Source organism: Pseudomonas sp. Pseu.R1, assembly GCF_045764065.1.
GTDB lineage: Bacteria > Pseudomonadota > Gammaproteobacteria > Pseudomonadales > Pseudomonadaceae > Aquipseudomonas.
In genome coordinates, this window is sequence record NZ_JBJGEE020000001.1 from 1,286,770 (window position 1) to 1,311,157 (window position 24,388).

The 24,388-nt window shown below is 61.1% G+C and carries 25 protein-coding genes; 5 read left to right on the forward strand and 20 right to left on the reverse strand.

What is annotated here, in order from left to right; genetic code table 11:
- Positions 1 to 6: 6 nt before the first annotated feature.
- The 7 genes from ACI5GA_RS06110 to ACI5GA_RS06140 form a co-directional block, all read right to left on the reverse strand.
- Positions 7 to 837 carry a DUF2797 domain-containing protein gene (locus ACI5GA_RS06110; RefSeq protein ID WP_421422195.1) on the reverse strand — a complete coding sequence of 277 codons (831 nt, stop codon included), beginning with the start codon at positions 835 to 837 and terminating at the stop codon, positions 7 to 9.
- Positions 834 to 1,094: a YeaC family protein gene (locus ACI5GA_RS06115; RefSeq protein WP_404631074.1), complete on the reverse strand. Its 261-nt coding sequence runs from the start codon at positions 1,092 to 1,094 to the stop codon at positions 834 to 836. The genes ACI5GA_RS06110 and ACI5GA_RS06115 overlap by 4 nt, the downstream gene beginning before the upstream one ends.
- A 78-nt stretch (positions 1,095 to 1,172) precedes the next feature.
- On the reverse strand, positions 1,173 to 2,096 hold the full coding sequence (locus tag ACI5GA_RS06120; protein ID WP_404631076.1) for a tetratricopeptide repeat protein: 924 nt from the start codon (positions 2,094 to 2,096) through the stop codon (positions 1,173 to 1,175).
- On the reverse strand, positions 2,096 to 2,581 hold the full coding sequence (locus ACI5GA_RS06125; protein ID WP_404631078.1) for a hypothetical protein: 486 nt from the start codon (positions 2,579 to 2,581) through the stop codon (positions 2,096 to 2,098). Before ACI5GA_RS06125 ends, ACI5GA_RS06120 begins: the two co-directional genes overlap by 1 nt.
- A complete protein-coding gene (locus tag ACI5GA_RS06130; protein WP_421422197.1) occupies positions 2,581 to 3,930 on the reverse strand; it encodes an ATP-binding protein in 1,350 nt (449 codons plus the stop codon). Before ACI5GA_RS06130 ends, ACI5GA_RS06125 begins: the two co-directional genes overlap by 1 nt.
- Before the next feature lie 42 nt (positions 3,931 to 3,972).
- A complete protein-coding gene (locus tag ACI5GA_RS06135; protein ID WP_404631082.1) occupies positions 3,973 to 4,944 on the reverse strand; it encodes a metallophosphoesterase in 972 nt (323 codons plus the stop codon).
- Positions 4,944 to 5,834 (reverse strand): NAD(+) kinase, encoded by an 891-nt coding sequence (locus ACI5GA_RS06140; protein WP_421422199.1) that lies wholly within the window; start codon positions 5,832 to 5,834, stop codon positions 4,944 to 4,946. The genes ACI5GA_RS06135 and ACI5GA_RS06140 overlap by 1 nt, the downstream gene beginning before the upstream one ends.
- Before the next feature lie 201 nt (positions 5,835 to 6,035).
- On the opposite strand from ACI5GA_RS06140, the gene ACI5GA_RS06145 reads away from it, so the two are divergent.
- On the forward strand, positions 6,036 to 7,019 hold the full coding sequence (locus ACI5GA_RS06145) for a DUF1853 family protein (protein WP_404631723.1): 984 nt from the start codon (positions 6,036 to 6,038) through the stop codon (positions 7,017 to 7,019).
- Here ACI5GA_RS06145 and ACI5GA_RS06150 read toward each other — a convergent pair.
- The 5 genes from ACI5GA_RS06150 to ACI5GA_RS06170 form a co-directional block, all read right to left on the reverse strand.
- Positions 6,982 to 8,265, reverse strand: a complete 1,284-nt coding sequence (locus ACI5GA_RS06150) for an arsenic transporter (RefSeq protein ID WP_404631086.1) — start codon at positions 8,263 to 8,265, stop codon at positions 6,982 to 6,984. The two genes, ACI5GA_RS06145 and ACI5GA_RS06150, sit on opposite strands and share 38 nt — an antisense overlap.
- Entirely contained in the window at positions 8,265 to 9,470 is a 1,206-nt protein-coding gene (locus tag ACI5GA_RS06155) for an MFS transporter (protein ID WP_404631088.1), read from the reverse strand. The genes ACI5GA_RS06150 and ACI5GA_RS06155 overlap by 1 nt, the downstream gene beginning before the upstream one ends.
- A 252-nt stretch (positions 9,471 to 9,722) precedes the next feature.
- Positions 9,723 to 11,063: an MFS transporter gene (locus ACI5GA_RS06160; RefSeq protein WP_421422202.1), complete on the reverse strand. Its 1,341-nt coding sequence runs from the start codon at positions 11,061 to 11,063 to the stop codon at positions 9,723 to 9,725.
- 240 nt (positions 11,064 to 11,303) lie between these two features.
- On the reverse strand, positions 11,304 to 12,212 hold the full coding sequence (locus ACI5GA_RS06165; RefSeq protein ID WP_421422204.1) for a 1-aminocyclopropane-1-carboxylate deaminase/D-cysteine desulfhydrase: 909 nt from the start codon (positions 12,210 to 12,212) through the stop codon (positions 11,304 to 11,306).
- Between the two features lie 219 nt (positions 12,213 to 12,431).
- A complete protein-coding gene (locus ACI5GA_RS06170; protein WP_421422205.1) occupies positions 12,432 to 14,471 on the reverse strand; it encodes an FAD-dependent oxidoreductase in 2,040 nt (679 codons plus the stop codon).
- Between the two features lie 338 nt (positions 14,472 to 14,809).
- Here ACI5GA_RS06170 and ACI5GA_RS06175 point away from each other — a divergent pair, with 338 nt between their 5' ends.
- Positions 14,810 to 14,965: a hypothetical protein gene (locus ACI5GA_RS06175; protein ID WP_404631096.1), complete on the forward strand. Its 156-nt coding sequence runs from the start codon at positions 14,810 to 14,812 to the stop codon at positions 14,963 to 14,965.
- A gap of 37 nt (positions 14,966 to 15,002) precedes the next feature.
- Here the strand turns inward: ACI5GA_RS06175 and ACI5GA_RS06180 are convergent, their stop codons facing one another.
- From ACI5GA_RS06180 to ACI5GA_RS06195, 4 genes are all read right to left on the reverse strand, one after another.
- Positions 15,003 to 15,272, reverse strand: coding sequence for a hypothetical protein (locus ACI5GA_RS06180; protein ID WP_404631098.1), 270 nt, complete (start codon positions 15,270 to 15,272; stop codon positions 15,003 to 15,005).
- A 136-nt stretch (positions 15,273 to 15,408) separates the two neighbouring features.
- Positions 15,409 to 15,762, reverse strand: a complete 354-nt coding sequence (locus ACI5GA_RS06185; protein WP_421422208.1) for an NUDIX hydrolase — start codon at positions 15,760 to 15,762, stop codon at positions 15,409 to 15,411.
- Positions 15,763 to 15,901: 139 nt separating this feature from the next.
- Entirely contained in the window at positions 15,902 to 16,651 is a 750-nt protein-coding gene (locus ACI5GA_RS06190) for a YkgJ family cysteine cluster protein (RefSeq protein WP_404631101.1), read from the reverse strand.
- A 687-nt stretch (positions 16,652 to 17,338) separates the two neighbouring features.
- Entirely contained in the window at positions 17,339 to 18,520 is a 1,182-nt protein-coding gene (locus tag ACI5GA_RS06195) for an MFS transporter (protein WP_421422210.1), read from the reverse strand.
- A 94-nt stretch (positions 18,521 to 18,614) separates the two neighbouring features.
- Between ACI5GA_RS06195 and ACI5GA_RS06200 the strand changes: the two genes are divergently transcribed.
- Together ACI5GA_RS06200 and ACI5GA_RS06205 are read left to right on the forward strand one after the other, a co-directional pair.
- Complete coding sequence (locus ACI5GA_RS06200; RefSeq protein ID WP_404631105.1) at positions 18,615 to 19,535, forward strand: LysR family transcriptional regulator; 921 nt, start codon at positions 18,615 to 18,617, stop codon at positions 19,533 to 19,535.
- A gap of 81 nt (positions 19,536 to 19,616) precedes the next feature.
- Entirely contained in the window at positions 19,617 to 19,940 is a 324-nt protein-coding gene (locus ACI5GA_RS06205; protein ID WP_404631107.1) for a carboxymuconolactone decarboxylase family protein, read from the forward strand.
- A gap of 18 nt (positions 19,941 to 19,958) precedes the next feature.
- Here ACI5GA_RS06205 and ACI5GA_RS06210 read toward each other — a convergent pair whose 3' ends face one another.
- The 4 genes from ACI5GA_RS06210 to ACI5GA_RS06225 all read right to left on the reverse strand — a co-directional run bounded on the left by ACI5GA_RS06210 (position 19,959) and on the right by ACI5GA_RS06225 (position 23,208).
- Entirely contained in the window at positions 19,959 to 20,711 is a 753-nt protein-coding gene (locus ACI5GA_RS06210; RefSeq protein WP_404631109.1) for a carbon-nitrogen hydrolase family protein, read from the reverse strand.
- Positions 20,712 to 20,855: 144 nt separating this feature from the next.
- The gene (locus tag ACI5GA_RS06215; RefSeq protein ID WP_421422213.1) at positions 20,856 to 21,494 is read right to left on the reverse strand and encodes a glutathione S-transferase; all 639 of its coding nucleotides are present in this window, start codon (positions 21,492 to 21,494) and stop codon (positions 20,856 to 20,858) included.
- Positions 21,495 to 21,560: 66 nt separating this feature from the next.
- A complete protein-coding gene (locus ACI5GA_RS06220; protein ID WP_421422214.1) occupies positions 21,561 to 22,307 on the reverse strand; it encodes an SDR family NAD(P)-dependent oxidoreductase in 747 nt (248 codons plus the stop codon).
- Positions 22,308 to 22,362: 55 nt separating this feature from the next.
- Positions 22,363 to 23,208 (reverse strand): alpha/beta fold hydrolase, encoded by an 846-nt coding sequence (locus tag ACI5GA_RS06225; RefSeq protein WP_421422216.1) that lies wholly within the window; start codon positions 23,206 to 23,208, stop codon positions 22,363 to 22,365.
- Positions 23,209 to 23,348: 140 nt separating this feature from the next.
- Here ACI5GA_RS06225 and ACI5GA_RS06230 point away from each other — a divergent pair, with 140 nt between their 5' ends.
- Complete coding sequence (locus ACI5GA_RS06230; protein ID WP_404631117.1) at positions 23,349 to 24,242, forward strand: LysR family transcriptional regulator; 894 nt, start codon at positions 23,349 to 23,351, stop codon at positions 24,240 to 24,242.
- Positions 24,243 to 24,388: the final 146 nt, after the last annotated feature.

Here is a 24,388-nt window from a genome sequence, read left to right on the forward strand (position 1 = left end):
CTGTCCTTAGTGATGCACGGCGAGCTGATACGCCGTGTACTTACGAATATTGATCACGCCAGTGTCGAAGATCAGGTACTGGCCCTTGATGCCCAGCAACGTGCCCTCGGCAATGGGGTCCTTGTCCAGGTTGAAGCTGACGACCTTGGTCGGATACGCCTCGACTGGATAACGGATCTCGATCGGTTCGACGTCATTGAGCAACTGAATGGCCTGCAAGCCGAAGCGCTGCTGCAACGCGACCAGGCCGTCGGCGCAAGACGCGAACAATTGCTGACGAATGGCGCTCAGGTCAACCGCTGGCGCATCGCCTTTAAGCAGCGCGCGCCAGTTGGTGCGGTCGGCCACCTGACTGCGAAACAGGTCTTCGACGAACCCGGACTGCTGGCGCGTGGCGACCCGCACGATCGGCAGCGCCTGACTGGCACCCTGATCGAGCCAGCGGGTCGGCAATTGCGTGGCGCGAGTAATGCCCACTTTCACGCCCGACGAGTTGGCCAGGTAGACCACATGATCCGTCATGCAGAACTGCTCGCCCCACGCCGGTTCACGGCAGGTGCCCTCGTCGTGATGGCATTTCTCCGGGCTCATGATGCACACGTCGCACTGCGCCAGTTTCTGCATGCACGGGTAGCAATAGCCCTGACTGAAGCTGGTCTTGGTGCGTCGCCCGCAGTGGCTGCAATGGATCGCACCCAGGTACTCCAGGCGCACGGTCTTGCCGATCAGCGGGTTGACCGGAATTTCCGACTCACCCAGACGAAACGCATATTGCACCTGCGCCGCATCGAGCCGCGCAGACATTTTATTAACGGAGCCTCGGCCAATCTCGATCAATGGATGGCATCCGACTTGAACAGGATATTGGGGATCGGCGCCGATTTGGACGCGCATTCCTGCGGCCCCATGTAGCCGATGCGCTGCTCTTCCGGCACGTTGCGCACTTCCCAGGCAATCAGCGCCTGCAAGGACAGCTCGCGTTGCTCCTGGGTCAGCTTACGGCCATCGGACCATTTGCCGATTTCCACAGCCAGCTTCAGGCTTTCGTAGATGTCCGGTGTGATGTTTTCGATCATGTCCGAAAAAGATGCCATGTGAACAACCTCTGATAAATGTCGCTGATTCAATGAGCGCAATTATGACCATTCGAAACTGGGCAGGATGCCAGTTCGTCAGAATTCCTTCGACAGTTTGACCTGCACCAGTTCTTTTTCCAGCAAACGCCGGAATATCTGGGGGGCGGCGAAGGTATAGGCGGCGAAGGCCAGCCACAGCCAGTCGATCAGTTGCGCCAATTGCGGATGCCCCTGAGCCGTGAGGGTGATGACCACCACGCGGTAGGTCACGAACATGACCAGCAGCAAAATGATCGCACGGGTCGCGCTGCGCTCGTTCATCCAGCTATTGAACCGCCACCAGGCACCGAGAAACAGGTTGCTGCGGGCTTTCACCGCCGTCAGCAGGTGCAGCGCTGCAACGTTGTTGGCATTTTCCTGCAACGCCCAGATCGCGTGTTCCCGGGCGCCGCTGATGTCCCCTTCGCGCAACAGCAGATGCCCCATCACGATGACCGCACCGGGATGACCGGGGGATGCCTGCAACGCCTGACGGGCAAACGCATGCGCTTGCCCCCAGTTGCCGCTGGCGCGGTGAAATTGCGCCATGGCCACCAGATTGGCAGCGTCGTCTGGCGCCAGTTCCAGTGCCTTTTCCAGCGGCTCGCGGCTTTGAGATAAACGCCCGGTCAACTGATACAGCTCGGCCTTGCAACGATGGTTCAGCGGGTTGAGGGGTTCCAGATCGAGCAACTGCGCCAAATGTTCCTCCGCCAGTTTGAACTTACGCTGGGCGATGGCCACTTGCGCCGCCGCGTAGTGAGCCAGCGGCAGTTGGGCGTCAGTTGCCAGCGCGAGCTGCACCTCTCGGCGCGCGGCGTGGACGCGACGCATGTTCATCAAACAGATGGCCAGCAGTGCGTGGGCCTCCGCCGAGTCAGGGTCGTTGGCCAGCAATTGGCGCAGGGCGTCGATGGCCCCGTCGTTGTGATCGGCCTGTAGACGCTGGTAAGCCAGTTGCAGCAGATAGTCGGTATTCATCAGCTCACCACCAGATACCAGAGGGTGTAAGGCAAAAACTTCACGACCGCGCCCTTGAGCACGAAGCCACCGATCAGTGCCAACGGCAGACCGAAGCGGTTCAGTTCGCCACCGTAATACTGATAAATCTCGATGGTCTGGTTTTGCTGCATATACAGCAGGTAGCCGATGGTCAGCTTCCACACCACCAGCACCAACAGGGCGTACTGCACCTGCGCCTGAGTGGCCAGGTAGCCCGAGCCCGCCAATTGCATCAGTGCCCAGCCGATGATCACGCTGCCCACCAGCGCCGCGCCTGCCAGGCACCATTCGCGCACGCGGGTCGGGCTGCCGACAGCAATGGAATTGAACACGAACCAGGGCAGGCCCAACCAGGCGCCGCCGAGCATCATGCCCAGCAGCGGCCAGAACGGAGACACCGCCCATTTGGCCAAAGGACCGGGGCGTGGCTCATCTTCGATGCGGTATCCGCCATAACGCGCCATCAGCGCCCCTTCCCGTGCTTGTCGAGGAAGGCCAGTACTTCATCGTACTGATTGCCTTCGTTGGCGTAGCGCGCGTAGTTGCGCGCCGTGGTGAGCCATTCCAGGGTGGTCGCCCGCACTTCTTTCAACGCGGCTTTGAAATGGGCATCACAGATCACCCGTTCACTGCCACTGGTCAGCGACTCCTCGATGGCCTCGTCCGCAGCGGTGTCCACCAGTTCGCCAAGGTCGGCGCCGGAAAAACCCGAGGTGTTTTTCGCCAGATAGCCGAAGTCGATGTCGTCAGCCATGGGCCGGTCCTTCATCATCATGCGCAGCATGCTTTCCCGCGCTTCGCGATCCGGTGGCGGCACGAACAGCACGCGGTCGAAACGGCCGGGACGACGAAACGCCGAATCCACCGACCACGGCACGTTGGTCGCCGCCAGGATCAGCACACCTTTGTTGTCCTGCGTGAAGCCGTCCATTTCCGAGAGGAACTGGCTGACCAGCTTGGACGACGTCGATTCACGGGTGTTGGACCGCTTGCCGCCCAACGCCTCGACTTCGTCGAAAAACATCACCGCAGGCGCCTTCGCCCGCGCCTGCTCGAACAGCGCATGGAGTTTGCGTTCGGATTCGCCGATGTACATGTCCAGCACGTCGGAGATGGCGATGTTGAAGAACGTGGCGTTGCACTCCCCTGCCGTCGCGCGGGCCAGTAGGGTCTTGCCACAGCCGGGCGGCCCGTAGAGCAGCACGCCGCCACCGACCTTCTTGCGAAAGCGCTGGAACAGGCCGGGCTTCTGGTACGGCAGGATGATTTTCTTGTGAATGGTCTTTTTCAGGTCTTCCAGACCGCCGATGTCGCTGAAGGTCACGGTCTCGTTGTTCGGTTCCAACAGCCGCGTCACTTCGGTCTGATCGGTGTCGTCGTTGGAGATCACCCGCAAACGCGGGCGCCCGTCGGCCCGAGGCACCTCGGCCACCGACACGTTGAGGCGACGCCAGAACACCACGTCTTCCAGTGCCGGATTGGCTTCGATGGCGGCGCGGTACTCGACCTGCGCCTCTTTCAAGCGATCCAGATCGGCCAGAATACGCGCCTTGAACAGCCGTGTTTGCGCATCGCTTCCCTCGGCCAGTTGCAAAGCCCGCGCTGCATCGCCCGCCGCCAGGCACAGTTTGGCGGCAGCCAGCTTGAGCGCCGGGGCCGATGGCCATTGTTCCAGATCGTCGGGCAGCAACTTCAAGCCGCGCTCGTGTTCAGCGCGCTCGACGCTGGCGTCGAGCAACAGTGTCAGCAGTGCGACGTTGCCGGGGGCCGCTTGCAGCGCGGCCTCCAGTTGGTCGAACGTCGAATCATCCATGGGGGTTCCTCAACATCAAAAAATACGGTGCTGTCATGCGCATCACGTCCGCACGTCCGGCCGCTTGACGTCGACCCAGACGAACTTGGCCGGGTCGATGATGGTTTCCTGATCCAGCCGGTAGGCCACGAGTTTGCCGTAGAGCACCGCGCTGTAATCCAGACAGGCCAGGTTCGGACGAATCGGCGCGGGAACGCCGCTGCGCCAGTAATGGCCGACAAACAGCAGCGGCTGGTCGGCGCCATAGCGCAACAAGGCGTTTTTTTCGGAATCCGACAGGGGCCGCTTGGCCACCGGCTCCGGCAAGGCGTCGGGCTGGAACACCACATCGCCGTAGGTCTGCGGGTCGTCTTCCCAGAACTTGGTGCGGAACGAGGCGCGGGTCAGGCCGTCACCGCCGGTCAGCGTCATGCCATGGGGCAGGCGCATGTCGGTGCCGCGCAGGAGGCGGTCGAACACGGCACTGGCGAAGCTGCCCGGCACTGCCGAGGCCTGCACGAAATGCTGATCGACGCGGCCGTCACCATGGGCGCTGCGCAGCGGTTCGATCAGGCTGGCATCCCAGCAGGCGTGCACCAGACGAAAACGCTCGGCGTCAATGAACAGCGGCAGCTCGTAGAACCACTTGAGAAAGTCGTTCCAGTCACCGGGATGCTGCTCGAACTGCGCCAGGGTTTCACCCAGCAAGCGCGCATGACGTGGCGTGTGTTCGCGCACGAATTGCTTGCCACTTTCCGGTGGCGCCGGGGTGGCCCAGCCCAGTGCGTTGAATTCATGGTTGCCCATGATGCAGAACGCCTGACCGGCCACCACCATGTCATGCACGATGTGCAGCGCCTCGCGAATACGCGGGCCGCGGTCGATGATGTCGCCCAGAAACAGGGCAATGCGCTCGGGGTGGCGCCACACGCCCGCCTGAAACCGGTAACCAAGGGCGTCGAGCAAGTGCTCAAGGGTCTGGGCACAACCATGCACGTCACCGATCAAATCGTAGCCACGCGCGGGATCGAGCATCAGTCGCCCCCGCCGCCGAGCCGACTGCCCCAACCGAGTTTGGTCCGGCAGACTTCGTAATAGTTGTGATCGAGGGGGTGAATCAGACGCAGTTTTTGCGGTTTCTTCTTCACGGTCACGGTGTCACCCGGCGCGCAGGTGAAGTGGTTTTGTCCATCGCAGGAGACCTGTGGGTAAATCGTCATGTCCTTTGAGACAACGATTTTCAGCTCACTGTTTCCGTCGACGACAATCGGACGACCCGACAGCGTGTGCGGGTACATCGGCACGATGACGATGGCGTCCAGTTTGGGGTGCATGATCGGGCCACCCGCCGATAGCGCATAGGCCGTGGAGCCGGTCGGGGTCGCGACGATCAGGCCGTCGGCCTTCTGGCTGCAGACGAACTGGCCGTCGATGTAGATCTCGAATTCGATCATCCGCGTGGACTTGCCGGGGTGCAGCACCACGTCGTTCAGGGCATCGCCCTGACCAATGGCCTCGCCGTGACGACGCACTTCGGCTTGCAACAGGAAGCGGTTTTCCACCAGGTAGTGGCCGTCGAGCACCTCGGCGACCTTCACTTCCAGCTCGTCAGGGCGGATGTCGGTCAGAAAGCCGAGGCTGCCACGGTTGATCCCCAGCACCGGCACATGGTGTTTGGCCAGCGCACGGGCCGCGCCCAACAGGCTGCCGTCGCCACCGACCACGATGACCAGATCGCAGACCTCGCCCAGCATCTTGCGCGAGGAGGTTTGCAGACCGTGGCCGGGCAGGACCTCGGCGATGGCTTCTTCGAGGATCACATGCAGGTGCCGCGAGATCAGGAATTTCTTGAGTCGGCGGACGGTCTCGAGCACTTGGGAGCTGCCCAGACGACCAATGATGCCGATATTGCGAAACTGCTCCATGAGGCTCCTGCGGGGTTCGTGCCGGTAAAGAACGCGATTATGGGCGATGGGGTCGATAGCGGCAAATGAACCTGTAGACGCCCCCCTCCCTGTAGCAGTCCGGCTTGCCGACGGCAGGGACAGTACAATCGCTGCCGCCGGCAAGCCGGACTGCTACAGGGGGATTGCATGCATATCCGACTGCGCTGCTATCCTGCGCTCATGACTCCTTTCCCGACCCTCGCCGCCCTTCCCCGCCAACTTCACACCCCCCGGGTGCGGGATCTGGCGTGGGTCATGCTTTCGCCGCCGATGCTGGCTGAGACCCAATGGCAACAGCGTCATCCCCTGAGCGCCAGTGACTGGGTGGACAATCCTCACGCGCTGGAAAGCTTTCTTCGTCAACTGGATCAAGATTCCGACCCGCTCAGCGAATGGCTGGCGCGCAGTTCAATTCGCCGTCTGGGCCTGTATTACGAGCGCTTGTGGCAGTTCGCAATCCACCACGCCCCAGGGGTCGAACTCATCGCCGCCAATCTGCCGATTCGGGTTGAAAATCACACGCTGGGCGAACTGGACATGCTGCTTCGGGACAAGGATGGCGTTCATCATCTGGAGCTGGCGATCAAGTTCTATCTGGGGCCGTTGGAGGCTGACGGTCATGACCCGCTGAATTGGTTGGGACCTGGGTCACAGGACACACTGGGTTCAAAGTTGGCTCACCTCAATGAGCATCAGTTGCCGATGTCCGCGCGCCCCGAAACCCGTCAGGCGCTGGCAGCCTTGGGAATAGAAGAGGTTCAGGCCCATGTCTGGCTCGGCGGCTACCTGCTCTACCCATTTCGTGGCCCGCAGACCTCGCCGACAGGGACGCATTCAGATCATCCGAAAGGGCAATGGCTGGCGCAAAAGGACTGGCCCGCATTCATCGCCGAGCGCCCGAACGAGCACTGGCAGTGGGTGCCTCGCACCCAATGGCTGGGGCCGGCTCGCGTCGACACACCGTGGAGCCGGGAGACCCTGCAAGGCTGGCTGACGCAGCTTGATCCGGCAGAACGCGCGCAGTTGCTGGTTCGGCTGACTGAAACCCGTGATGGCGATTGGGAAGAGGCCGAGCGGGTGTTTCTGGTGTCGGATCGCTGGCCCGAGTGGGTGAACACCGACGAAGTCAGAAGCTCAATCGCAACACTAACGCCGCCAGCGTGATCAAGAGCACCGGCAAGGTCAGCACGATGCCGACGCGGAAGTAGTAACCCCAACCGATGCTCACGCCCTTGCGCGCCAGCACGTGAAGCCACAGCAAGGTGGCCAGACTGCCAATCGGAGTGATCTTCGGCCCCAGATCGCTGCCGATGACGTTGGCGTAGATCATCGCTTCCTGAAGCGGTCCGTGGGCCTGGCTGGCGTCGATGGAGAGCAGCCCGATCAACACCGTCGGCAGGTTGTTCATCACCGATGACAACAGCGCGGTCAGCACTCCCGTGCCCATCGCCGCGCCCCACAGGCCGTACTCGGCGAAATGGTTCAGCCATCCGGCCAGATACGTGGTCATGCCTTCGTTGCGCAGTCCGTAGACCACCAGATACATGCCCAACGAGAAAATCACGATCTGCCAGGGCGCCTCTTTCATCACCTTGCGCGTCGATATTTTGTGACCTTTGGCAGCGATGCCCAGCAGGATCGCCGCGCACACCGCCGAAATCGCGCTGATCGGAATCCCCAGCGGCTCCAGCGCAAAGCAGCCGATCAACAGAATGACCAACACCCACCAACCGGCCATGAACGTCGCGCGGTCGTGAATGGCCGAGGCTGGATCGGCCAGTTGCGCGGCATCGAACGTCTTGGGAATGTCACGACGGAAGAACAGCATCAGCACGGCCAGTGTTGCGGCGACGCTCACCAGATTGACCGGCACCATCACTGACGCGTAACGATTGAAGCCAATGCCGAAATAGTCCGCCGAGACGATGTTGACCAGGTTCGACACCACCAGCGGCAGGCTCGCGGTGTCAGCGATGAAGCCTGCGGCCATGACGAACGCAAGGGTGGTCGCGGGGGAAAAACGCAGCGCCAGCAGCATCGACATGACGATGGGCGTGAGGATCAGCGCCGCGCCATCGTTGGCGAACAGCGCCGACACTAACGCCCCGAGCAGCACGATGAACGCGAACAGTCGGCGCCCTCTCCCCTTGCCCCAACGTGCCACGTGCAGCGCAGCCCAGTTGAAGAAACCGGCCTCATCCAGCAACAGGCTGATGATGATCAGCGCGATGAAGGTGCCCGTGGCATTCCAGATGATGTGCCAGACCTGCGGGATGTCGGCTAAATGCACGACCCCGAATATCAGCGCCAGCACCGCGCCGAACGTCGCACTCCAGCCGACGCCCAGCCCCTTGGGTTGCCAGATCACCAACGTAATGGTGACCAGAAAGATGAGTACCGCTGTCAGCATCAATGTTTTGTCTTGGGAAGTAGAATCGCCAATATGCCCAGCAGCGGGAGGTAGGAACACAGGGTGTAGACAAACACGATGCCGTGAAGATCCGCGAGATGACCCAACAATGCAGCGCCAATACCACCGAAGCCGAACATCAGGCCGAAGAAGATCCCGGCGATCATGCCCACGTTGCCCGGCACCAACTCTTGCGCGTAAACCACAATGGCGGAAAACGCCGAGGCGAGAATGAAGCCGATGATCACGCTCAGCACGCTGGTCCAGAACAGGTCAGCGTAGGGCAGCGCGATGGTGAACGGCGCCACACCGAGGATCGAGAACCAGATCACCGCCTTGCGTCCGATCTTGTCGCCAATCGGGCCGCCAAAGAACGTGCCCGCCGCGACGGCTGCCAAGAACATGAACAGGTGCAGTTGCGAGCTGGCCACGCTCAACTGGAATTTGTCGATCAGGAAGAAGGTGAAATAGCTGGTGAAGCTGGCCATGTAGAAATATTTGGAGAACACCAGCAAGGCCAGCACCACCAGGGCGCTCGTCACCCGGCCTTTGGACAGACCGTGGGTCGCGGCTTTGCCCGCTTTGAGTTTGAACAGCGCCAGGTGCGTTTTGTACCAGCGGCTGATGGCGTACAGCAGGCCGGACGAAAACAGCGCGACAAGGGCGAAATAAGCGATATGGCCTTGACCGAACGGGATGATGATCGCGGCCGCCAGCAACGGCCCAATGGCCGAACCGCTGTTGCCGCCCACCTGAAAGCTCGATTGCGCCAACCCAAAGCGACCGCCAGAGGCCAGCCGCGCGATACGCGAAGCCTCCGGGTGAAAGGTCGAGGAGCCAATTCCGATCAGACCGGCTGCCAGCAGGATCAGCGGAAAGCTGCCCACTGTAGCCAGCATCACGACGCCCGCCAGAATGCACAACGAGCCGACCGGCAACACCAGCGGATTAGGGTGGCGATCCGTGTAGTAACCGACCCAGGGCTGGAGCAGCGAGGCGGTGATCTGGAACGTCAGCGTGATCAGGCCAACCTGCGTGAAGCTCAGGCCGTAAGCGGCTTTGAGCATCGGATAGATCGACGGCAGGATCGACTGGATCATGTCATTGAGCAGGTGCGCCAACGCCACGGCGCCGATGATGCGCATGACCAGCGGACTGGTTTGAGGGGCCGCGGAGGTCGCGGTCGAAGGGCTGGTGACGGCCATCAGGTTCTTCCATCGAACAATTGATGTGCCGCGCACGAGTTAGTTACAAGAAATGTCGGCGACACACGGGGGTCGTCAATGTGCCATTTTTTGGGGCAGGTTTGCCATGGCCTGATACAAAATAGTGAGGTTGCTATCGAGTTTTACGTGACCCGTGGGAACCGCCTTGGTGGCGAATGCGGTGTGCCAGCCGATTACAACGTGATTGATACTCCGCATTCGCCACCAAGGCGGCTCCCACAGTTATCGGTATTACGCGGCAGGGTGCATCGCCTGGCGCTGCCCCAACGTGCCATCCACCTCATCGAGCGACACTTTCGACGTTTCGCGCAGCGCCAGCCCACCGACCAACCCCAATAGAGCAATGGCAATCAGGTAGAACGCCGGGGCCAGGTTGCTGCCGGTCAAACCGATCAGCCAGGTCGCCATCAACGGCGCGGTCCCGCCAAAAATGGTGTACGCCATGTTGTAGGTGATTGCCGACGCGGTGTAACGAGTGCGGGTCGGAAAGGTCTCGGACAACAGGGCGGCGGTCACCACGTTGCACAGCACCGCGCCGGTTGCCAGCAACATCACGCCGATGATGGAACCGGTGAACGACCCAGAGCTGGCCATGAGAAACGAGGGATAGACCATTACGGCCAGCAGGACGCAGGCCGTGATCACTGTCGCCCGACGCCCGACCTTGTCGGAAAACGCACCCGCCACCGGACACATCGCCGCAGCGAACAGCAACGCGATCAGCGACACCAATAGCGCCGTTGCGCGGTTCAGCCCCCCCGCCACTTGCAGGTACGTCGCGAAGTAAGTGGTGAACATATAGAACGACAAGGCCGTCAGCGAGATGAACGCACCCAGCGCCAGGATCGCGCCGCCGTGGTGACGAAGCGTGTCCTTCAGTGGCGAATGGGCAACAGCGTGGTCTTCTTCCACTGCCTGAAAGGCCGGGGTTTCGTCCAGTTTCCACCGCAGGTAAAGCCCGACCAGCCCCAACGGCGCGGCGACCAGGAACGGCAAGCGCCAGCCCCAGGTGCTCATGGCCTCGGCTGACAATGGAGACTCCAGCGCATAGGCGAAAATCGCCGCCGAAGCGAAGGCCGCAAAGGTCGACACCGGCACGAAACTGCCATACCACGCACGTTTGCCCCTGGGCGCATGCTCCATCAGATAGGCGCAGGCCCCGGCGTACTCTCCGCCTGCCGAGAAACCCTGAGCACAGCGGATGATGGTGAGCAGGATCGGTGCAGTCACGCCAATCGCGGCGTAGGCCGGTAGCAGGCCGATGAGGGTGGTCGCCCCTGCCATCAGCAGAATGGTGAAGGCCAGCGTGCGCTTGCGCCCGATCTTGTCACCCAGCATGCCGAAAAACAGACCGCCCAACGGGCGAAAGGCGAAAGCCACCGCGAAGACCGCGAACGTTTTCAGAAGCGCCGCGCTGGCATCGCCGCTGGGGAAAAACTCTTGGGCGATGGTGGTGGCAAGAAAGCCGTACACCGCGAAGTCAAACCACTCGACGAAATTGCCGATGCTGGCCGCAACGATGACTTTTCTCAATGTGGCAGGGTCAACCTGCTCAATGGCTGGAGTGGTCATGCAAACCTCGGCGCGCGTATGAAGGATCCGATTATCGGTACAGCGCCTGAGCTGCCTTACTCCAGAAGTGTCGTCGACATACTCAGGACCGACCTGTCGGGGCGTCGGGTCCGCAGGATTCGTGCCAAAGAAAAAAGGATGGCGCACACAGCGTCTTTAGCAGTCCGGCTTGCCGTCGGCAGCGACTTCAAATCCGCCACCGTTGGCAAGCCGGACTGCTACGGAAGATCAACGCGGCGATCAAGCCGTTCTGTTACGAGGAGAGACGGCCCGTCTCCCCTGAAGCCCACCCGTGTGCACGAAGATCAGCCGGGTACCTGAGTTAATCCGGCCTGACGCAACCGCCTGCTTCAACGCCAGCAACGCCTTGCCGGTGTAGAGAGGCTCAAGGGGGATTCCGCTTTGCGTTTCACTGGCCGCTATGAACTCAAGCAATTGAGCGTCGGTTTTCGCAAAACCGCCGCGACTGGCGTCGAGTAACTCATAGCGCTCATCAACCCCGGCCCTCAGGATGCCTGACACATTTTCGGCCACCCCATGCCCTTGCGGCACAGCCATCGCTCCAAATACCTTGCGCCGCCCCTCCTCTGCCAGCACCAGCCCGGCCAGCGTGGTGCCCGTTCCGCAGGCCAGCCACCAGCCGTGATAGTCATCCCATCCCAATGCGCCAAGCTGTGCTTGAGCCTGACGCACGATGTCGGCGCAGCCCAACGCCCCGTCCAGCCCGCCACCGCCCTCGGGGATCGGGTACAGATGGGGATAACGCGTCTGCCACGGCCTCCAGAAATCCGCTTCATGGCGCGCGCGATACCCCGCGTAACCGAGCCAGTGCAGTTCCATGCCAAAGGCGTCGAGGTCGCGCACGGTCGGGGTTTGCACGGGGTTGCCGCGTAGCAGGCCGACCGTCTCAAAACCAAAGCGCTGCCCCGCCGCGGCCAGCGCGTGCAGGTGATTGGAGTGCGTACCGCCCAGACTGATCACACCCTGGGCGCCGATTCGCTTGGCCTGATCGAGATGATGAGAGAGCTTGAACCATTTGTTGCCGCTGATCAGCGGGTCGATGAGGTCCAGACGCAGGACGGCGACGTCGATGGCCGACGCGGTGAGCCAGGGAAGGTTGAGGAGTTGGAGGGGGGCTGGGGGGAGCATGAATCAGTCACAGACCGCAGGAGGGGCGAAGCTTACCACCGCCGGACGGCTACAGGCGGTGGCGTCTTCGAAATCGCTGCTGCATGCGTGGCGTCTACTCTGTGGGAGCGAATTCATTCGCGAAGCGGCGGCACGAACGACACATCTTTATCGAATGTACCGACGCATCGCGAATGAATTCGCTCCCACAAACGGGGGTATTGTCGTCGCTGGGGCAGCTTACAACTCCGCCGCCAGCCGCGAGCCTTGGTTGATCGCGCGCTTGGCGTCCAGTTCGGCGGCCACGTCGGCACCGCCGATCAGGTGCACACTCTGCCCCGCCGCTTGCAAGCCATCGTACAGTTCGCGCAACGGATCCTGACCTGCGCAAATCACCACGTTGTCCACCGGCAGCACTTTCTCTTCACCCTCGGCGCCAATGCGAATGTGCAGCCCGGCGTCGTCGATCTTCAGGTATTCAACGCTGTTGAGCATTTGCACGTGTTTGTTTTTCAGCCCCGTGCGATGGATCCAGCCGGTGGTCTTGCCCAGCCCGTCGCCCACTTTGGAGGTTTTGCGCTGCAACAGGAACACCTGACGCGCCGGGGCGTGAGGATGAGGTTTTACCCCCGCTACCCCTCCGCGAGCGATCAGAGCGCCGTCGATGCCCCATTCCTCCCAGAACGCATCGCGATCCAGACTGGTGGCCACGCCCTGATGAACGAGGAGCTCGGACACGTCAAAACCGATCCCGCCCGCGCCAATCACCGCCACCGACTTGCCCACCGGCTTACGTTGCAGAATCACGTCCAGATAGCTCAGCACCTTGGGGTTTTCGATCCCCGGAATCGCGGGAACCCGAGGCGCAATGCCGGTGGCCAGAATCACTTCGTCATAGCCCTTGCCTGCCAGATCCTCGACGCTCACGCGGGTGTTCAAACGCAGGTCGACCCCCGTGGTCTGCACCTTGCGGCCGAAGTAACGCAGGGTCTCGTAAAACTCCTCCTTGCCCGGAACGCGCTTGGCGACGTTGAACTGCCCGCCGATTTCACTGGCCGAATCGAACAGCGTCACCTCATGCCCACGCTCGGCGGCCACGGTTGCCGCCGCCAGACCGGCCGGGCCTGCGCCGACCACGGCGATTTTCTTGATCTGTTTGACCGGCAGGTAATTCAGCTCCGTCTCATGACAAGCGCGTGGATTGACCAGGCAACTGGTGAGCTTGCCGCCGAAGGTATGGTCCAGACAGGCCTGGTTGCAGCCGATGCAGGTGTTGATTTCATCGGCACGACCGGCCGCAGCCTTATTGACGAAATCGGCATCGGCCAGGAACGGACGCGCCATGGACACCATGTCGGCGTCGCCTTCGGCCAGCACCTGTTCGGCCACTTCCGGAGTATTGATGCGGTTGGTGGTAATCAGCGGAATCGACACCGAGCCGCGCATCTTCGCCGTAACCTTGGCAAACGCCGCGCGCGGGACTTTGGTGGCAATGGTCGGAATTCGGGCTTCGTGCCAGCCGATGCCGGTGTTGATGATCGTCGCGCCCGCTTGTTCGATGGCCTTGGCCAGTTGCACCACTTCTTCCCAGGTGCTGCCGCCCTCGACCAGATCAAGCATCGACAAGCGATAGATGATGATGAAATTCGGCCCCACGGCTTCGCGCACTCGACGCACGATCTCCACCGGCAGGCGCATGCGATTTTCGTAGCTGCCGCCCCAACGGTCGGTGCGGTGGTTGGTGTGCGCGACCAGAAACTGGTTAATGAAATAGCCTTCGGACCCCATGATTTCCACGCCGTCGTATTCGGCGGTCTGGGCCAGGGTGGCGCAGGTCACGAAATCCTGAATCTGCTTCTCGATGCCTTCCTCGTCCAACTCCTTGGGCTTGAACGGGTTGATCGGCGCCTGAATGGCGCTCGGCGCGACCTGCTTGGGGCTGTAGGCATAACGACCGGCGTGAAGGATCTGCATGCAGATTTTGCCACCAGCCTCATGCACGGCCTTGGTCACGATACGATGGTTGTCCGCTTCCTCCGGCGTGGTGAGCTTGGCCGCTCCGGAATACACACCGCCTTCGGCGTTAGGCGCGATGCCGCCCGTGACCATAAGCCCTACCCCACCGCGCGCCCGCTCGGCGAAATACGCGGCCATGCGCTCGAAGCCACCCGGTTTTTCTTCAAGACCGGTGTGCATCGACCCCATCAGGGTACGGTTACGCAGCGTGGTAAATCCCAGATCCAGCGGAGCCAGCAAATGCGGGTAGTGAGCGGCGGCCATAAACACTCCATCGAACGTCATCACGGAAGGCGCGAGCACTCTTGGGTGCCCGTCGATTCATCAGGGACTACAAGCATAGTCCCGTTCATGACGCAGACATTAAACACCCCAACGGTCACGCTCAATGACCCTAAGTGACAACTTAATGATCGTGGCGTGCACGCCGGGTGTTGGAATTACCTGATGCGGATCAACTCGCGTTCGACGAGGGCCTATCGTCACTTCAGCCAGAGAAAACTGGACAACCGCGCTACGCTGTTTCGCGTGGCGACAGTCCACCATCGTTGAGTGGTCAGATTTTCTTCGGTGAATATCGACTGATTGGACGGAGGGCGATCATGGTCATCAAAATCGAAAAAGCGGTGTGCGGCTCGGACTGGCTGGTGATGCTTAACGACTACCCGGTAGCGTTTCGCTGCATGCAAGAGGCAATCGCCTTTGCTGATCGGCTAAAAGCAAGGCTTGAAGCCCCTCATGTAATTCCAGTGCAGTGAAACGGTCACGCCACCTCATGACGTGACCGCATCAGGGTCAGGCGGCCGCTCGGGCCGCCGCGACTTGCTCTTCGATACCTTCCAGATACTGTGATTTCAATTCTACGGCCAGCGGTTCGAGGATCGGATTGCCTTTGAAGTCCGACAGCAACGCCTCGATCATCTGCCCCACCTTGCGATTGGCCGCATCGACGCTGGCGGGAACAAGGGGGTCGAACTCGATCTTTTCCATCTCGGTATCGAGGGTCTTGAGCACAGGGCCTGCATCCAGAATCTGGTTACGCAGCACGTCGAGTGATGAGGGCATCGAAAACGTCCTTGTCTGGGGTGTTGACCGGTACGTGGTCACGCCGAAATACCATGTCAGGGGAAAAGAGCGGCGTCATCATACAACCGCGAAGGCATGTTAACGATCTGGCTCATGAAACGAAATGTGTATCGAGTCAGGCGCAGCGTTTCAGGATGGTCTTGATGGGACTTCGGACATTGCGCTTGGCGACGTCCTTGGGCTTGATCCATCGGCATCGGTCGATTTCGTTACACGGGCGGGGCTTCTTCTGCGCGTTGGCCTGTGCCTCGAACAGAAAATGAATGACGTCGTTTTCACGGTATTCGGTGACATACACCAGTTCACCGAGCGAAATCCCGGTCTCTTCGGACATCTCGCGCAGAGCGGCCTGCAACGGCGTTTCATCGCGTTCGATACGACCGCCAGGCAGGTTCCATTTCGACCGTCGCTTGCGCACGAACAGAATCTGACCTTCCTGTCGGTAGATGACGGTTGCGCGACGTTTCATTCCTTTACGCTTTGCCGTCTGGGCGTCCATTACCTTCATGCGCCAATCATGTCCTTGTTTCGAATTCGATAAGCCAGTGACAGTGGTACGCGCCAAAAGTGTCCAAATGATGACATCGCGATACGTCAACTTGCCGAATTCAGGCCAGCCCGATAAACGCACCTGAATGGCTGGCGCTGTCGCCGAGACGCAGGCCGAGTCCGCTCAACGCTCCGGCCAGGTGCTCACCCGAGACCTCGAACGCCCACTGAACCTGAGGTTCGGCCTCCTCGCCCACGCTGGCGAGCGCCTGCAACCACTGTTGGCCATCCGGCAGCCAAGCGGTGAAACCATTGCCGCGAATGGCACTGACGTGGATACCCAGCCGTTCGCAGATCGCGACCTTGAGAGCGATGTCATCGCGATCCGCCTGACGGGATTGTTCGATCAATGCGTTCACCGAGGGGTCAACGCCACGCTCACGATGGATCAGCAGAGGGCCATCCCCCCACACCTCAGGAGGACAGTCCTTGCCAGCAGGGTTCAAGGCAATGGACGGATTGATTTCAGCGGGATAGATCCGGCACACCAGCGGACGGCTTTCGTATTGCCCGCAGCGGTTGTCATCTTGAAGGTAGCGACAACGCCCCGGATTGTGCGCTGCGAACGTCACCATCACTCTGGGGCGTAACGTGCCACTGTGAACAGCCCGTGAACGCCTCATCAGGTGAGTGCCCTGCACGCTGTCGAAGCCATGACTGTCTTCGAGAAACCCGTCGACCAGAATGACGATCTGCCCACCGTCACTGACCCAACGTTCAGACTCGTCGAGGGTCAGCGGTATGTGATGGTTCTGGCAACAGCGGCCACACCCGTTGCACTCGAAGCGCACGTCACTCGCATGATTCAACCCATTGTTTCCTTTTCGATACAATCGCGAGCGATCTTATACAAAAAGAAACCGTGGCATTGAAACGATTCAGCGCATGAAGTAGTGAGGCGTGTTCATCAATCAAGTCGCCTGCTAGCCGGGTGGCAGGCCGGCGAGGATGCGTTGAGCGTCAGCCGTCGTCAGCGAATAATCGAAAAACCGGTGATAAAACGCTTGGGTCTTGAGCACCATGTCGACGTCGCCGCACCGCCCGGCCCTGTCGCGGCGAACCGGATCAACTCGCCAATGGAAATACCGTAGCGCCCGAGAACCAGCGACAACACCATTGCGATCACAAGCAACGCGAAGCTGAACGGAAGGTGAGTCAGCGTCACCCTCGCGAACGGATCAGTCCCCGAACTCAGGACCATGCTTGTCAAAGACAGCGACGCTGAAACTCGGGGCAGATCCGTTATTCGGAATGTAGAGACTGAGGGTTTCCCCCCCTCGGGCGACCTACTTTCCTTACGGGGAAAGTAGGCAAAGCCACTTGCGCCTGGTTTGGCCCGGCTACGCCGGGTTCCCTCACTTCGGCGCCGCTCCGTGGGCACGCGAGGAATGGCTATTGCGTTAGAAGATCAAAAGCAAAAGCTCGGCGTCGGCGTTTCAAGATTGACTCGGTCTCTGTAGAAGCCAACTGGAGCTTGCGAGCGCGCCTTCACTGGCTTAATGATCGGCAACCACGTCCATCTGTGCAGATCCCATCCGCGAACGCCACGCGAAGCCGAGCACCATCAACAGTCCCAAACCGGCCATCGCCGCGCCTGCCAGGGAGATCGCCGGATAACCCAGCCCCGCATTGATCACTGCACCGCCCAACGCCGCGCCGATGGCGTTACCGAAGTTAAACGCACCGATGTTCACCGCCGACGCCAGATTCGGCGCTTCCTTCGCGGCCTCCATTACACGCATCTGCAAGGGCGGCACCAGGGCAAAGCTGGCTATGCCCCAGATCAGGATCCCCAGAGCCGTGGGCAGCGGCCATTGCATGAGCACCGAGAACGCCAGCAAGACCGCGATCAGAATCGACAGCGAGACAATCAGCGTGCGGTCCACCGAACGGTCGGCCGCCTTGCCGCCCCACATGTTGCCCAGCGTCAGGCCAATGCCAAACAGCACCAGCATCGCAGTAATGAAGGTCGTCGAGGCGTGGGTTTCATTTTGCAGAATCGGTGCGATGTAAGTGAACACGGTAAACATCGCCCCCGAACCCACCACCGTCAGCAACAACGCCGCCAACACCGGGCCGCGCCCCAGCACGCGGATTTCCGCCAACGCACCGTCACTCTTGGGCAGTGGCAAGTTGGGCAAGGCGAACCACAGCGAGGCCATCGCCACGAAGCCCAGCCCGGCAATGCCCCAGAATGCCGTACGCCAGCCGAGCATTTCGCCGAACCAACTGGCCAGTGGCACACCGCCGATGGTCGCCAGCGTCAACCCCATGAACATCGCCGCCACCGCCCCTGCCCGTTTCTCGGGCGGTACGACACTGGCCGCGACAATCGAACCGATGCCGAAAAACGCCCCGTGGTTGAGGGAGGTCACGATCCGGGCGATGAGCAGGCTTTCGTAACTGGTCGCCATCGCGGACATCAGGTTGCCGAGGGTGAAAATCGCCATCAGGCCGATCAACAGGTAACGCCGCGGAATCTTCCCGGTGGCCAGGGTCATTAACGGTGCGCCGATCAGCACGCCCAGCGCATAGGCGCTGACCAGCAGTCCGGCGGAGGGAATGGAAACGCCGAGGTCCGCCGCAATACTGGGCAACATGCCCATGGGCGCGAACTCGGTCACACCGATGCCAAAGGCGCCGATGGAGAGTGCAACAAGGGGTGGATTGATTCGCATGAGAGGCTCCTTATCTATGCCGCAAATGCTACGATCCGGTCCAACAGAGCGGTAGACCGCTTTCGGTACAAGCACCTTTGCGTTCGAGGCACAAATGGACTTCAACGGCAGATCGGGAGAAATGGAGGTGTTCGCCAGCGTGGCGAAAGCGGGCAGCCTGTCAGCGGCGGCCCGCACACTGGGCCTGACGCCGTCGGCGGTCAGCCGCATCATCGCCCGTACCGAACAGCGCATCGGCACCCGCCTGTTGCTGCGCACAACCCGGGCAATCACCCTCACCGCAGAAGGCGAAGCCTACTTACGCGCGGCCCGGCGCATCCTCGCGGACATGGACGAAGTCGAAGAGGCCATCACCAATCAAGGCGTGCCACGGGGCCGGCTGCGGGTCAGCGCCTCGGTGGCCCATGGACGACTGGCCATTGTGCCGCTGGTGGCGGCGTTCAGTGCCCGCTACCCGGAAATTCTGGTGGACCTGACATTGGGCGATGAACTCGTCGACATTCTCGGCGGTCAGGCCGATGTCGCCATACGCTTTGGCTACTTGCCAGACAGCCCACTGACCGCGCGCTGCATCGGCGAAACAGGCCAGGTCATCGTGGCCTCGCCCGAGTACCTGGAGCGCCACGGTACGCCGCAAACACCTGAAGATCTGGCCCAACACAACTGCTTGCGCTTCAACTTTCGTCGGGCCAACCCGGACTGGCCGTTTCGCCGCTATGGTCAGGATTTCGCCCTCAAGGTTTCAGGCACCCTGGAGTGCAACAGCGGCGAGGCGTTGGCGCAAATGGCCAGATTAGGTGCCGGGCTGGCGCGTATCGGCGTGTTCACCGTACTCGACGACCTTGAGCGCGGCACCTTGGTCCCGCTGCTGGAAGCGTTCAACCCCGACGACAAGGAGCCGATTCACGCGGTGTTCGTCGGCGGCGCGACGATGAACGCACGGGTCCGGGTGTTCGTGGACTTCCTCGTCGAACACCATCGGGAAGGGCAATATTTCCTCCCCAGACAACAGTGATTCCCTCCCGGCCCGCTCAATTAAACGGGCTATCGTCCCTAGACTCGGCAGCACACCCACCGCCTCAAAGGACACACCCACATGTCGAACATCAACTTCAGCAGCCCTCGCGAAGCTGCCCGCGCCTTCACCCCGAAACTGTCGGCGTTCGTCGATTCGACGCTCTATCCACAGATCTGGAGCGACCCCGCACTCTCCCCGCGCGACAGAAGCCTGATCACCGTCGCCACGCTGATCGCAGCGGGTCATGCCGACGAATTGCCCGCGCATTTGCGTCGGGCGATCAGCAACGGTGTCACGCCTGAAGAACTGTCGACGGCGATCACTCACCTGGCGTTCTACGTTGGTTTTCCTGCTGCGATCAGCGCATCGGCCATTGCCAATGCAACGTTGAATGAGATCTGATGCCGTACCCAGATGTGTCTATCCTCCCTGGACCACCTCTCCTTCCCAAACACCCTGACGTCGACGGGCGATGACCAGACAATCGCCCGTCCCGGCAGCGCTGATAACCCGTTCCCCTTGCGGCGACCAGAACGCACTGCGCCCCGCACAGGCCCAGCCACCGGACGGCCCGCCATGGTTGGCCATCAACACCCCGAACCCCTGCTCGCGGGCATAGCCTTGCAGCATTGCGCTGTCGTGGGCGTAGCCGTTTTCACTGATCAACACGCTGGTAGCGTAAATTCCGGCGCCTGCTTGCCTGGCCGCTTGCGCGTGGCTGGCGTGGGTGAAGTCTGCACAGACGGACAGCGCGATCTGCTCCGTCCCCATCGCCAACAATGACCCGCCATGACCTGGGCTGAAAACCACTTCTTCGCCCGGATGCAAATGCTGTTTGGTGTACGTCGCCTGCGTGCCGTCTGCTGCGAACACCCACGCGCCGATCAGGATCGCCTCGCTGTCCGGCTGACGCAGCGGCAGGCCCACGACAGTCGTCATCCCCGTTTCTTTCGCCAGTTCGTGCAAGGGGCGTAAGCACTCGGCATCCGGCCCTTGCGCGAGTTCGCGAGCGAAAGCAGGCTCGTAGCCGGTTAACGACAGCTCCGGGAACAACAGAAACTCGACGCCTTGTCGGGCGGCGCATTGCATGAAGTGAAGATGGCGCTCGATGTTGGCATCGAGATCGCCTGCGATAGAGGTGTATTGAGCGGCGCAAAGATTGAGAGGGGTCATGGGGCATCAGCGCAGGAAATGTGAGCGAAGTAAATCACGCTTTCGCTCAATGCGCCGCTACAGGCAAGGACTGCATTACGCGCACTGACACACGAGCGAGACCTGACGCATGCGCCAGGTCTCGGAGGGGTGGTCGAACACGATTCACGCCGATGCAGACGGTCGAGCAGCCAGTGTGTCGTACCAGGCCTGCAAGGCGGTCTGATCCTCGGCAATCGCCATTTTCAGGGCGCCTTTGGCGAAGTCCAGGGTGGCCAACGCCGTGATGTCAGCGGCGCTGAAGTGCTCGCCTGCCACGAAGGGCACGGTCTGCAAACGCTGGTTCAGGTCTGCGTAGAAGTTGACTACGCGCAAACGGCTGCGGGCTGCCAGATCCGGAATCTGCTCGTAAAAATGCGGACCGGCCAACGCGCGACCTGCGAGACCCGGTACGGCATTGCGCACGGCCTCCATCACGGCCGCAAAGCCGTCCAGTTCCACGCGCCGCTCCCACATGGCAATCAGCGCTTTTTCCGTGGGCGTGCTGCCCAGCAGCGGATGTTCAGGATGGGCCTCTTCCAGATAGCGCCAGATGGCAGGCACCTCGGCAATCGACGTGCCGTCAGCAAGCACCAATGTCGGCACCATGCTGCGTGGATTGATGGTTTTGTAGGCGTCGGAGAATTGCTCCTTGCTGCCCAGATCCACCGGCACCAGCGGAACGTGAAGGCCCTTCTCAGCGATAAAGATACGAACGCGGCGCGCGTTGGGAGAGCCAGCGGCGTGATAAAGCGTGGTGGTCATGATCGGTTCCTCTTCAATGATTGAAAATCAGATGGCGTGTTGCTGTTCGGCGTAGGGAAAGTCGATTCAGAGTTTGGAACCGCCGTCGACCCGCAGGGTGTCACCGGTGATCCAGCGCGCGGCATCGGAGGCCAGAAAGGCGATGGTTCCGCCAATATCGTCCGGTTGCGCTACCCGTTGCAGGGCCTGCATGGAAAGGGTCATCTCGCGACCGGCATCGGTGCGGGCGAAGCTCGACATGTCGGTGTCGACCACGCCCGGAGCGACGGCATTGACTCGAATGCCTCGCCCGCCAAGGGCTGCTGCGAAATGGGTGACCAGCGTATCGATGGCGCCTTTGGTCGAGGCGTATGCCGCCAGGTTGCCCACTGCGGAACGAGCGGCCAATGAAGACAGCAAGACAATGCTGCTGCCTTCACGCATGACCGGCAGCAACTGCTGCACCAGGAAGAACGGGGCGCGGACGTTGACGGCGAACAACCGGTCAAAATCCTCGACCGTGGTGTCTTCGATGCTCGCAGCACTCGCCACGCCTGCATTGGCCACCAGAATATCCAGCCTGGCACCGACGATATCGATGACCCGCTTTGCCAGCGCATGGGGCCCGTCCGCTTTGGACAGGTCGGCACTCACCGCTTCGGCGCGACCACCCTCAGCGCGAATCTGGGCGACGACCGCCTGAGCTTCTGTCGCGCCGCTGCTGTAATGCACCAGCACCTGTGCGCCCGCCTTGGCCAAGGCCAGCGCACTGGCACGACCAATACCACGAGAAGCGCCAGTGACCAGCGCGGTTTTTCCAGTCAGATTGCTCATGATGTGTTCCTCGAATTGAACGCGATAAAAATCAGGATCGGGGTAAAACGGCGAATCACTGCTCGGTCAGAAACATCGAGACGTGCTTCACGAAACGCTCGGGGTACTGGTACTGCGAGCCATGATTGGCGTCGGGGTAAATCAGCAGCTGAGCGTTGGGAATGTGCTGTTGCAGGTGCCAGGAATTGATCGAGTAAATGATCACGTCGTGGTCACCATTGATGACCAGCGTCGGCTGCCGGAGCGCCGCCAGGTAGTCGAAAGGCGTGTCTTGGGGAGCGCCCCACTTGGCCAGCGCGGCCAACTGGGCCGGTGCGACACGCTCGTTCACCTCGGGGTCGCGGCCTTCGCTGCGCAAGCGGAAGCGCTTGAGAAAGGCGCGACCGGCCGCCTGACTGGCCTCGGACGGTGTAAAGAACACGCCCAGCCACAGGTCATCGGGATGGGCATACGTCGCCGTGAAGACCTCGACGGCTTCCGGCGTCAGCGATGCCATGACGTCTCCGCTGCGCGGGCCGGTCCCGACCAGCACCAGCCGACGAACCAATGCAGGCTCGGCAATCGCCAGTGTCTGAGCGACCAGACCGCCGAGCGAAAAGCCCAACACGTCGACCTGCTTCAAGCCCAACGCCTTGATGAAGTGCGCGGCGTTGGCCGCCATCTCCTCCACCGAAGCAGGCACTTCGCCGGAGGTGCTGGAGACCCCTGCGTTGTTGAACAGGATCACTTCGCGGTCTTGCGCCAGGCCATCGGTGACCAGTGGGTCCCAGTGATCCATGGTGCCGGTGAAGTGCATGTTCAATACGACAGGAATGCCTTGCGGGTTGCCGAAGCGGCGATACGCGAAACGGATGCCGTTGGCATCGATATAGTGAGTCGGAGCGGTCTGATGGGTATGCATGACAGGCCTCGCTGGTCAGAGGGTGCAGCGCTGTTTCGCTGCCGTTGAAGCCAATCTATTCCTCGCTTGTTCGGCTGAATAAGACTTTGTAAGCTGCCACCTCATGCTTTTAAAGCATGACTCATACGAGAATCGTAAACATGGAACTGCGCCATCTGCGTTATTTCATCGCGGTAGCAGAAGAAGGCAGCGTCACGGTGGCAGCGCAAAAGCGCCTGTTCACTTCGCAGCCATCGCTGAGTCGGCAGATCAAGGATCTGGAAGATGAGGTGGGCGCGCGGTTGCTGTTGCGCAGTGCACGCGGCATCGAACTGACGGCTGCGGGCGCGGCCTTTCTGGAGCACGCGCGACTGGCGTTGGCACAGGTTGAAACCGGTGTCGAAGCGGCACGCCAGGCCGCACATCCGGGCAAGCCGGTCTTCGCCGTGGGCTTTCTCACCGGACACGAAGTGGACTGGCTGCCCGAAACCACCCGGCTGTTACTCGACCAATTGCCAAACATGGACATGACCGTGTCCAGCCAATATTCCCCTGACCTTGCCGAAGCACTGGTGCGCGGCAAGCTGGACATCGCGTTTTTACGTGAAGAGCACAACACACCCGAGCTGAACTACATCAGCGTCGCCAAAGAGCATTTCGTGGTGATCATGCCCAGCGACCATCGGCTGGCCGCCGGCCAGGACGTTGATGTGCGTGACTTGGCGGGAGAGGTGTTCATCGGTGCTTCGGACATCGCCTACCCGATGCGCCTGGCCATCGAAAAGTACCTCGTGGCGTCCGGTCTCGACATCACGCCCAGCCACCGCATCCACAACCTGACGATGGCCATGTCGCTGATCGCCTCGACGCGCGGCGTCGCGTTGCTGCCCGCCTACGCCGAGCACTTTTTGCCGTGGTCGGTCACCAGCCGTCCTCTGCGCGGTGAGCCACCGACCATCGACCTGATGATCGGCTATCGCCGCGACAACAGTTCGGCGCTGGTCAGGCTGTTTCTGTCCCGAGTGGACGAACTGATCAAGCGAGCGGCCAGATAACTCAGCACTTGTCGGGATGTTTCATCGCGGCCAGACACCGCCGAACGTGACTGGGGTTGCGTTCGGGCCATCGTGGATCAAAAACAAGAGCAAAAGCGGAGATGGCGGTCGCGACAGATTGCGCCCTTTTGCCGCACCCCGTTCAT

Bases quoted from the DNA above. Each gene is read 5' to 3' on its own strand.
- ACI5GA_RS06150 (WP_404631086.1), bottom strand. From the start codon at position 8,265: ATGCTGACAGCGGTACTCATCTTTCTGGTCACCATTACGTTGGTGATC.
- ACI5GA_RS06205 (WP_404631107.1), top strand. From the start codon at position 19,617: ATGTCGAACATCAACTTCAGCAGCCCTCGCGAAGCTGCCCGCGCCTTC.
- ACI5GA_RS06125 (WP_404631078.1), bottom strand. From the start codon at position 2,581: ATGGCGCGTTATGGCGGATACCGCATCGAAGATGAGCCACGCCCCGGT.
- ACI5GA_RS06140 (WP_421422199.1), bottom strand. From the start codon at position 5,834: ATGGAGCAGTTTCGCAATATCGGCATCATTGGTCGTCTGGGCAGCTCC.
- ACI5GA_RS06185 (WP_421422208.1), bottom strand. From the start codon at position 15,762: ATGAAACGTCGCGCAACCGTCATCTACCGACAGGAAGGTCAGATTCTG.
- ACI5GA_RS06155 (WP_404631088.1), bottom strand. From the start codon at position 9,470: ATGGCCGTCACCAGCCCTTCGACCGCGACCTCCGCGGCCCCTCAAACC.
- ACI5GA_RS06180 (WP_404631098.1), bottom strand. From the start codon at position 15,272: ATGCCCTCATCACTCGACGTGCTGCGTAACCAGATTCTGGATGCAGGC.
- ACI5GA_RS06210 (WP_404631109.1), bottom strand. From the start codon at position 20,711: ATGACCCCTCTCAATCTTTGCGCCGCTCAATACACCTCTATCGCAGGC.
- ACI5GA_RS06165 (WP_421422204.1), bottom strand. From the start codon at position 12,212: ATGCTCCCCCCAGCCCCCCTCCAACTCCTCAACCTTCCCTGGCTCACC.
- ACI5GA_RS06175 (WP_404631096.1), top strand. From the start codon at position 14,810: ATGGTCATCAAAATCGAAAAAGCGGTGTGCGGCTCGGACTGGCTGGTG.
- ACI5GA_RS06195 (WP_421422210.1), bottom strand. From the start codon at position 18,520: ATGCGAATCAATCCACCCCTTGTTGCACTCTCCATCGGCGCCTTTGGC.
- ACI5GA_RS06130 (WP_421422197.1), bottom strand. From the start codon at position 3,930: ATGGATGATTCGACGTTCGACCAACTGGAGGCCGCGCTGCAAGCGGCC.
- ACI5GA_RS06135 (WP_404631082.1), bottom strand. From the start codon at position 4,944: ATGCTCGATCCCGCGCGTGGCTACGATTTGATCGGTGACGTGCATGGT.
- ACI5GA_RS06200 (WP_404631105.1), top strand. From the start codon at position 18,615: ATGGACTTCAACGGCAGATCGGGAGAAATGGAGGTGTTCGCCAGCGTG.
- ACI5GA_RS06220 (WP_421422214.1), bottom strand. From the start codon at position 22,307: ATGAGCAATCTGACTGGAAAAACCGCGCTGGTCACTGGCGCTTCTCGT.
- ACI5GA_RS06225 (WP_421422216.1), bottom strand. From the start codon at position 23,208: ATGCATACCCATCAGACCGCTCCGACTCACTATATCGATGCCAACGGC.
- ACI5GA_RS06230 (WP_404631117.1), top strand. From the start codon at position 23,349: ATGGAACTGCGCCATCTGCGTTATTTCATCGCGGTAGCAGAAGAAGGC.
- ACI5GA_RS06170 (WP_421422205.1), bottom strand. From the start codon at position 14,471: ATGGCCGCCGCTCACTACCCGCATTTGCTGGCTCCGCTGGATCTGGGA.
- ACI5GA_RS06145 (WP_404631723.1), top strand. From the start codon at position 6,036: ATGACTCCTTTCCCGACCCTCGCCGCCCTTCCCCGCCAACTTCACACC.
- ACI5GA_RS06120 (WP_404631076.1), bottom strand. From the start codon at position 2,096: ATGAATACCGACTATCTGCTGCAACTGGCTTACCAGCGTCTACAGGCC.
- ACI5GA_RS06115 (WP_404631074.1), bottom strand. From the start codon at position 1,094: ATGGCATCTTTTTCGGACATGATCGAAAACATCACACCGGACATCTAC.
- ACI5GA_RS06215 (WP_421422213.1), bottom strand. From the start codon at position 21,494: ATGACCACCACGCTTTATCACGCCGCTGGCTCTCCCAACGCGCGCCGC.
- ACI5GA_RS06160 (WP_421422202.1), bottom strand. From the start codon at position 11,063: ATGACCACTCCAGCCATTGAGCAGGTTGACCCTGCCACATTGAGAAAA.